This is a genomic window from Lentzea sp. NBRC 105346 (assembly GCF_030269605.1).
Classification (GTDB): Bacteria; Actinomycetota; Actinomycetes; order Mycobacteriales; family Pseudonocardiaceae; genus Lentzea.
Genome location: NZ_BSTQ01000031.1, coordinates 35,284 through 43,762 on the forward strand (window position 1 = coordinate 35,284; position 8,479 = coordinate 43,762).

General features: G+C 68.7%; 7 protein-coding genes. 3 read left to right on the top strand and 4 right to left on the bottom strand.

Going from position 1 to position 8,479, the window contains the following annotated elements; all coding sequences use genetic code 11:
- Positions 1-2 precede the first annotated feature (2 nt).
- From gap to QSK35_RS41230, 3 genes are all read right to left on the bottom strand, one after another.
- On the bottom strand, positions 3-1,007 hold the full coding sequence (gene gap / locus QSK35_RS41220) for a type I glyceraldehyde-3-phosphate dehydrogenase (protein WP_285753688.1): 1,005 nt from the start codon (positions 1,005-1,007) through the stop codon (positions 3-5).
- A 140-nt stretch (positions 1,008-1,147) separates the two neighbouring features.
- Positions 1,148-1,639 carry a hypothetical protein gene (locus QSK35_RS41225; RefSeq protein ID WP_285753690.1) on the bottom strand — a complete coding sequence of 164 codons (492 nt, stop codon included), beginning with the start codon at positions 1,637-1,639 and terminating at the stop codon, positions 1,148-1,150.
- A complete protein-coding gene (locus QSK35_RS41230; protein WP_285753692.1) occupies positions 1,636-1,794 on the bottom strand; it encodes a hypothetical protein in 159 nt (52 codons plus the stop codon). Before QSK35_RS41230 ends, QSK35_RS41225 begins: the two co-directional genes overlap by 4 nt.
- A gap of 113 nt (positions 1,795-1,907) precedes the next feature.
- Here QSK35_RS41230 and QSK35_RS41235 point away from each other — a divergent pair, with 113 nt between their 5' ends.
- On the top strand, positions 1,908-2,447 hold the full coding sequence (locus QSK35_RS41235) for a hypothetical protein (RefSeq protein ID WP_285753695.1): 540 nt from the start codon (positions 1,908-1,910) through the stop codon (positions 2,445-2,447).
- The gene (locus QSK35_RS41240) at positions 2,440-5,301 is read left to right on the top strand and encodes a CHAT domain-containing protein (RefSeq protein ID WP_285753696.1); all 2,862 of its coding nucleotides are present in this window, start codon (positions 2,440-2,442) and stop codon (positions 5,299-5,301) included. Before QSK35_RS41235 ends, QSK35_RS41240 begins: the two co-directional genes overlap by 8 nt.
- 4 nt (positions 5,302-5,305) lie before the next feature.
- On the opposite strand, the gene QSK35_RS41245 is transcribed toward QSK35_RS41240, so the two are convergent.
- A complete protein-coding gene (locus tag QSK35_RS41245) occupies positions 5,306-5,518 on the bottom strand; it encodes a hypothetical protein (protein ID WP_285753698.1) in 213 nt (70 codons plus the stop codon).
- Positions 5,519-5,641: 123 nt separating this feature from the next.
- Between QSK35_RS41245 and QSK35_RS41250 the strand changes: the two genes are divergently transcribed.
- Positions 5,642-8,038: an ATP-binding protein gene (locus QSK35_RS41250; RefSeq protein ID WP_285753700.1), complete on the top strand. Its 2,397-nt coding sequence runs from the start codon at positions 5,642-5,644 to the stop codon at positions 8,036-8,038.
- Positions 8,039-8,479: the final 441 nt, after the last annotated feature.

An 8,479-nucleotide genomic window follows, 5' to 3' on the forward strand; every position in this document is an offset into this window, starting at 1 on the left:
CCTCAGATCTTGGACGCGACGAGCTTGACCACGTCCGCGAGGCGGTTGGAGTAGCCCCACTCGTTGTCGTACCAGCCGACGACCTTGACCTGGTTGCCGTTGACCTTGGTCAGCGGCGCGTCGTAGATGCAGGACGCCGGGTCGGTCACGATGTCCGCCGACACGATCGGGTCGGTGGAGTAGGTCAGGATGCCCTTGAGGGGCCCCTCGGCGGCGGCCTTGTACGCGGCGTTGACCTCGTCGAGCGTGACCTCGCGGCTCAGCGTGACGGTGAGGTCGGTCGCGGAGCCGGTGGGGATCGGCACGCGCAGCGCGTAGCCGTCGAGCTTGCCGTTGAGGTCGGGCAGCACGAGGCCGATGGCCTTCGCGGCACCGGTGCTGGTCGGCACGATGTTCAGCGCGGCGGCGCGGGCGCGGCGCAGGTCCTTGTGCGGCGCGTCCTGCAGGTTCTGGTCCTGCGTGTACGCGTGGATGGTGGTCATCAGGCCACGCTCGATGGTGAACGCGTCGTGCAGCACCTTGGCCAGCGGGGCGAGGCAGTTGGTGGTGCAGGAGGCGTTCGAGATGACGGTCTGCGAGCCGTCGTACGCGCCCTCGTTGGCACCGAGCACGATGGTCAGGTCCTCGCCCTTGGCGGGCGCGGAGATGATGACCTTCTTGGCGCCACCCTCGTCGACGTGCTTACGGGCCGACGCGGCGTCGGTGAAGAAGCCGGTGGACTCGACGACGACGTCGACGCCCAGGTCCTTCCAGGGCAGCTTGCCGGGGTCGCGCTCGGCCAGGGCCTTGATGACCTTGCCGTCGACGGAGATCCCCTCGTCGGTCACCTGCACGTCCGCGTCGAGACGACCGAGAATGCTGTCGTACTTCAGCAGGTGCGCCATGGTGGCGACGTCACCGAGGTCGTTGAACGCGACGATCTCGATGTCGTGTCCACCAGCACGCACAGCGCGGAAGAAGTTGCGGCCGATGCGGCCGAAGCCGTTGACACCTACGCGAACCGTCACGGCGGGTCTCCTTGATGCTCGTTGGCGATGACGAGCTCACCCTATCTGCCGGACGGAGGCGCTGGTCACATAGGCCGCGCGAATCTCTTTATCGAGCAAGATCCCCAAGGTCTGCGATACTCCGTCCGGAGCAGCGTGATTCAGCCGGTCAGCGTCATCGCGACCGCCACGGCCACGAGCACGACCCCAGCGAACTGAGCGACCACGGCACCCAGCAACCACTTGCCCTTCGTGTCGTTGGTCCGCTGGAGCTCGTCCAGCTGGTGCAACCGTTCACCGGTGACCCGCTTCAACCCCCAGCCGCTGTCATCGGACCAGTGCGCGCGGACCTCGTCCCGCAGCCGGCCGACGTCGATCGTCGTCGCCACCCGCGGCGCGTAGACGCCGATCGCCGCCGCGGCGGCCACGACGAAGACCAGCACCGAGACGACGACAAACGCACGGCCGCCGCCGACGAGCTGAACGTCCTTGCCGCGCGTCGCGGCGGACAAGGCCAGCAGCAACGTCAGCAGCGTGCCGGACACGCTGACGACGGCCACCGCCCGGCTCTCCAGTGAGTCGCGACGTTTGGCCTCGGTGTCGACGAGTTCCTTGACCGCGACGGCGTACTCCTTGCCGGCGGGCTCCGTCACGGCGCTTCCCCAGCGGTGTCGCGCTCCTCGGTGATCGGCGAGATCCTGCGGAACACGCGGCGCTTTCCCCTGGGGAACGGGCTCAGCGGGTCAAGGGGCTGCTCCTCGTCGGGCTCCGACATCGGTTCCGGCACGTTTCTCGGTTCCTCGGCCATAGCCAATCCTTATTGCCCGCTGCCAACCCGTGACCGGCTGAGTCTAGTCCCTTTTTCGCAGGCGGCATAGGATTCCGCTGCGACTGTGGCGGCCTGTCCATCGAGGAGGACGCATGCCCGCAGAACGCAGTCTCCAGGACTTCATCGATGCGATGTACTCGTTCGGCGAGCGGCACGACGATGGCCGCATCGAATTCAATATGGACCGCCTGCAGGAATTGGTCAGGGATAATCCCGAACACAGCAGGCAGTACGTCGAATTGGCGTGTCGCAAGGCGGCGGCCATGCCGGGGTACGTGCAGCCCGCTGCCGTGGTCGCCATCGCCCATCAGCTCGCCACCGGTGACCGCGACCTCGTCGAGATTGTGGTGAAGTGCGCGGACGAGGTCGGCGGCGCCCCCTACCTCGATCGGCTGGCACCGCAGCCCCGGCGAGCGGCCCCGGCCGGAGCCGCCGAGCGGCAGGCCGCACGCGACTGGTGGCGAGATCGTGACGAGGCCGACGCGATCTGTGATGGCTGTTCCGATCCCCTGCGCCGCGGTGAGGGATACATGGTCTCGAACCTAGTATTCAGCAACGGAGAAGTGCAGATTCCGGCAGGCGATATGCTGATGTGCCAACGTTGTTTCGAGAAACTCCAGAACCGTGGCTGACGACGTAGCGACGCTGTTGGATTCGGTGGCAGCAGGCGCTATGACGCTCTCGGAGTTCCGCAACCGCGTCCGGAACCCGCCCATGGTGAAGGCCTATCTCAAGCCGGGCTTCCACGACCTTGATCACTACTTCGACTGGCGGGACCGGCACAACGCGTTGGTGGAGGCGGTGAACCGGGCGCTCGACACGGCGATGGAGGCGGCCGCGGAGAATCCGTGGCACGCGCAGCTGCTCGCCCGAGCCACCGCCGACGTGGTCGCCCTGGTCGACGGTCCGCTCGCGAGAGCCACCGGCTATCACGGAGTCGCCTCGGTCCTGATCAAGGTGGACGATCACTTCGACGCCATCGACGTTTTGCGGAAGGCGATCGCCGACTGCCGTCGAGCGGACGATCACGAGCTCGACCTCGACGCCGAGCTCGTACAGATGCTGACGTACGCGTTGCGCGCCGACGGCGACTGGGAGGAGCTTCGCGGCTGGGTGCCCGATCTGCGGCAGGTGGCCACAGAAGCGGGCCTGCGCGGAATCGAAGCGTTCGCGTTGCTGCTCGAAGGAATGCTCGCCGAACACGACGGCCGTGCCACGGAGGCCATCAGGGCCATGACCGCCGCCGTCGAGCTGCGCCGTTCCCTCACCGAAGAGGAAGAACGCGACCGCCGCCAGCGACTGGTCGGGTTGGAGAATTACCTCGAGGCGTTCGGCAGGATCGCCGGACGACTGGGGCATTACGCCGATGCCGAACGCGTCCAGTTGGAAGTCGTGACCCGGTTCCTCGCCTCGGGTGACGCCCGCGCCGTCGAGGCGTTGCGCGACCTCGCGATGACCTATCACCTCAGCGGGGACGACCGGCGCGCGATCACTCGGTTAAGGGAGGCGGCTGATCTCGCGCCCCACCTCGGGCTCACCGACGAGGCGGCGAAGAGCCGCAAGCGCGCCGAGTTGTTCGCCAGCTTCGTCGACGACGCCCAGTACGTGCCCGAGGAAGCGGACTCGGCCGTGTCCAACGACGAGGTGCTGCGGCTCCTGGCTGCACGCCAGTACGAACAGGTGTGGGCGCTGGGGCACCAGGTGCTGGCCGAGGCGCGCGAGTCCGGCCAGGTCGACGTCGAGCTCAGCGTCTCCAACTCACTCGCCATCGCGGGCAGCCACACGAGCAGGTTCGACGAGGCGAGATCGATCATCATCGAGGCCATCCGGATCGCCAACCTCGGCCGGCGCTATCGGCTCACGGTCAACTTGTGCCGAACCCTGGCCCAGCTGTACATCGACCACGACCGCCACCTCGACGCGATCACCGTGCTGGATGGCGCGATTGCGCTGATCCCGCAGATCTGGCACGCCGCGAAGACGTCACACCACCGGCAGGAGATGCTGGCTGGCCTCGCGGGGCTCCTCGACCTCCACGCGCACACCATGGTGCGCGCCGAGGACCACCCGTCGTTCATCGCCGTCACCGAGCTCGCCAGATCCAGGAACACCACCGAATGGGTGCTGGAAGAGCTGAATTACGGCGCCGAGAAGACCGAGCCCCTGCTGCGGCAGCTGCGTGCCGTCGACGTCGAGCTGGAGCTGAGGGACATCGGTGGGACGCTAACCAGCGCGCGGATGAACGAGCTGGCAGGGCAACGGTCCGCACTGCTGCGCGAACTCGATCCATCGGCCGGGTCCTTGACGCTCGAAGGCACCAACTACGAGCTCACGACGAGACGGGCCCTGCGGGCGACCGCGCGCGCGGGTTCCGCCGTGCTCGTACTCTACGCGGATACGGACTACGTATCGTGGTCGCTGGCGCACGGCCCCGCTGACGACCTGAACTACACCGGCGGCTACGCCGAGTGGTCCGCGGAGGAACGTCACCAGCTCGTCGCCGGCGTGACGAACTCCGTGTGGGCGGACGAGGAAGACGGCGCGGCGGGCCGGGACGCGGTCGATCGGCTGTGGGCGGGTGCGCGGGCGAAGCTCGGCGGCATCGTGCTGGCACTGCGCGAGGTGGCACCGGAACGGCTCACGGTCGTGCCGCACGAAGAGCTCGTGTTCCTGCCGTGGTGGTCGCTCGCCGACGAGGTGCCGTCGATCCGCGGCGTCACGCTCGCGCCCTCGGTGGCGATGCTCCAGCTGTGCGTCCAACGGGACCGCGCGGTGCACGGCCCGACCGTCGTGGTGCCCGACCGAACCGGTGACCTGACGTTCGCGCCGGGTGAGGTCGCGGCGGTCCGGGCGGCGCGCGGCGGCGTGACGGAACCGAAGTCCACCAGCGAGCTGTTCGCCGAGGCACGCGAGTGCGCGGTGCTGCACGTCAGCGGGCACGGGTTCTTTTTCGGGGCCAACCCGTATTGGTCGGGTTTCCTGGCGACACGGGACACGAGCGATCGGGGCCTGTTCGCCCGCTACTTGTCGGAAACGGGAAGGCTGGGTCCAGAGCCGTCGCCCGGCTGTCATCGAGTGGTGACGGTCGCCGAGTGCCTCACCCGGCTCAGCCTGCCGCGCTGCGCGCTGGCCGTGCTGTCCGCGTGCGAGTCCGGTGTTCCGCGCCTGCACGCGGGCGGTGAGCTCACCGGGCTGCCGAACGCGCTGCTGGTCGCAGGCTGCCGATCGGTGATGGCGAGCATGTGGCCCGCGGACGACGCGGCCGCATCACTGCTCGTGCGGTTCTGTTACGACGTGTGGGCCGGCGGTCTCGGCCAGGAGACCGATCTGGGCGTCGTTCTCGCGATGGCGCGCACCCGGCTCCGCCGGACCACCCGGGAAGAGGCGCTCGCCGCGCTCGGGCCGCACGCGCTGCTGCCACCGGGTGACCATCCCTTCAACGCGCGGCTCTACACCGACGTCTTCCACGTCTTCGGAGCGCCGTAGCGCGTCAGGCCGTTCGCCGGTGCCTGCGAATGAGGATCCAGAGGTAGGCGCTCAACTCCTCCGCGGCCTCCGCCGCGGTGCGGCACGCCTCGGCCGGGTCAGCCGCCTCGGTCTCGGGCCGGACGACTTCCAGAATGCGGGAAACCCACTCGTTGACGACGTCGCGATCGTCTTCCGGGACGACACAGGGAACAGCTGTTGTCGCTTGCACAGTCATCGCCGTACCTCCGTTCGGGTGGCGGCAGGCAGCTCTCCGCGATCATGTCGACTGGGCTTTCGCGACGGCAATACCCCGAAACAGCGGGTGTTACGGCCCGTTACGAACGGTAGGTTCAGCCGCATGACGGCAACGGCCGCCTGTGAGACGTGCGGCAGGCAGATCAGCGACGCGGCGGGCGGCAGACGCTACTGCTCGAACGCGTGCCGCCAGCGCGCTTACCGCGAACGCACGACCACGCGCGCCGGCGAGCACCGTGCCGCCGCGACGGGCGGTCTGCCGACGCCGCTGGACACGTTCGTAGGCAGGCGCGCCGAGCTCACCGCGTTGACCAGACTCAGCTCCGAACACCGCCTGATCAGCCTCGTCGGTCCAGCGGGCGCGGGCAAGACGCGACTTTCGGTCCAGTTCGCGGACCGCGCGCGCAAGGACTACCCGGACGGCGTGTGGTGGGTCGGTCTGGCGACGACGACCGACCCGGACCGCGTCGGGCACGTGGTCGCATCGGCCCTGGACGTGCGCGTGCCGTCCAACCAGCCGGTGGCCGAAGGCGTAGCCGCGGCCGTCGCGAACCAGAAGATGTTGCTGCTGCTCGACAACTGCGAACACCTACTGGAAGGTGTCGCGAACCTGGTAGCCGCACTGCTCGCCGGGTGTCCCCGGCTGCGCGTGCTGGTCACGTCCCGCGAAAGCCTCAACCTGGCAGCCGAACAGGTCTTCGCGGTCACCGAGCTGGAACTCCCGGACGCCGACGAGCCGGTCAACGCCGCCCTGGCAGCCAGGTGCGACGCGGTCCGTCTGTTCCGCGACCGCGCCAACGCCGTAGACCGCACCTTCGAACTGACCGAGCACAACGCCGCGGACGTAATCGCGCTCTGCCGCAGGTTGGACGGCATGCCGCTGGCCATAGAACTGGCCGCGCGCCGGATCGCCCTACTCTCCCCCGCCGACATGCTCGCGCGCCTGGGCGACCGCCTGGATCTGCTCACCTCGGCCCCGCGCGAGGCGGACAGCCGCCACCGCACCCTGCGCGCGGCCATCGAGTGGAGCTACGACCTACTAACCCCGCCCGAGCAGCAGGCGTGCCGCAGACTCGCGGTCCTGGGCGTGCCGTTCGACCTGGACCTGGCCGCGTCAGCGATCGGCGTACCCGACGCCCTCGACCTGGTGGCGTCCCTGGAGGCCAAGTCCCTACTGGTAGCCGACCGAACGTCGCGCGGCCCGACGATGTTCCGCCAGCTGGAGTCGATCCGCCTGTTCTGCCTGGAACGCGCGGAGGCAGCGGGCGACGTCCCGATCGTGCACGACCACATAGTCGACTGGGTGACCCGCGTAATCGAGCCAGAGGTCACGTGCTTCGATCCCGCGGCCGAGGTGGTAGCCCGCCTGGACCGCCACCTGGGCGTCCTGGACGTGGCAATAGCCCGCACAGCCGCCACCGGCGACTGGCCACACCACGCCCTGGCCGTGGCAGCCACCGCGTGGTCCGCGTCGCCCCAAAAACCACGAGGCGTCCACGTAGAACTTCTCAACCAGGCCCTCGTCGAACCAGCGGTCCCCCCGCAGTACCGCAGCCTGCTGGCGCAGGTAGGCGCCGGCCACTACCGCGCGCGCGGCAACTGGGAGGAGTGCCACCGCTACGCGAGCATCTCCTACAACCTGGAACGCACCTTCAACCGTCCAGCGACCATGGCGCGCGCCTTGGAAGTCCTGGCGTCCGCCGACTGCTACTTCGGCGACCTGGCAGGCGGCTACGCCCGTTTCGACGAGGCACTGGGCCTGGTGCGAGGCATCGGCGACCAACTAGCGGTCGCGGTCATCCTGAACTCCCTGGCGTGGACGAAACTCCAGCACGGCGGCGCGGACGAGGCCGCCCCTCTGGTGTCCGAGGCCATCTGGCTGACGCGAGAACACGGCCCCCAGCACATGCTCAACCCGCAACTGCACACCGCAGGCGCAATCGCCTTGGCGCGCAACGACTTCGAGAGCGCTTTGGAGCTGTTCCACGAAAGCCTGGCGTGCAGCACCGAGCACCCCACCAACCTCTTCTACGACCTGGAGGGCCTGGCGCTGGCCTTGGTCGGCACGGCCGCCGACGATGTGTGCGCCCTCAGCCTCCTAACGACGGCCGCAGTCGTGCGCAACCGCTTCAACTACCTGCCCGAGCCCTACTGGCGCGACCAGCTGGACGCCGGGTGGTCGATCCTGCGCACCAGGATGGCCCCCGGACGAATCCGCGCCGCAGAGTCCAGCGGTCGCCGGATGACCATGTACCAGGCAGTCGACTACGCGCTGACCGAGCGGCCTCTGGGTGGTCCCGTCGAGCGCGACGAGCGGATCACCGAGCGGGAACGGCACATCGCCGCTCTGGTGGCCGAGGGGCTGACCTATCGGCAGATCGGGCAGCGGCTGGGGATTTCGCCGCACACGGTGGCCAGACACGTCACGCACGTGCGGACGAAGCTGGGGCTGGGGTCTCGCGCCCAGCTGGCCGTGTGGGCGGGCCGCAACACGCAGTAGGCGGGGCCGGGGGTCGGGAACGTACGACTCGCGGGGTTGGGTGGGCAACACGCAGGGGCGGAGTGGGCAACACGCAGCGTGAAGTGAGGACTCGCCGGGGCTGGCTGAACTGAGGACTCGCGCGCTCGAAGGTGGACTCGCGGTGCGGGAACGTACAGCTCGGGGGTCGGGAACGTAGGACTCGCGCGCACCACACGATGCGCGAAGCGCGAGCCACGGGACCAGGACCACGACGGAACCGGCAGCCAAGGAAGCGACCACGCACGGAACCGCCAGCCAAGGAAGCGACCACGCACGGAACCGCCAGGTACACCGCGCGCGCAGCGCGCAACCACCCGGTGGTGGGCCCCTCCCGTCGCATCGCAGGCGAAGCCCTGCCGCATCCGAGACCCCAGGTCAAGCACGCTTTTCGCTTGACCTGGGGTCTCGGATGTGGCTGCC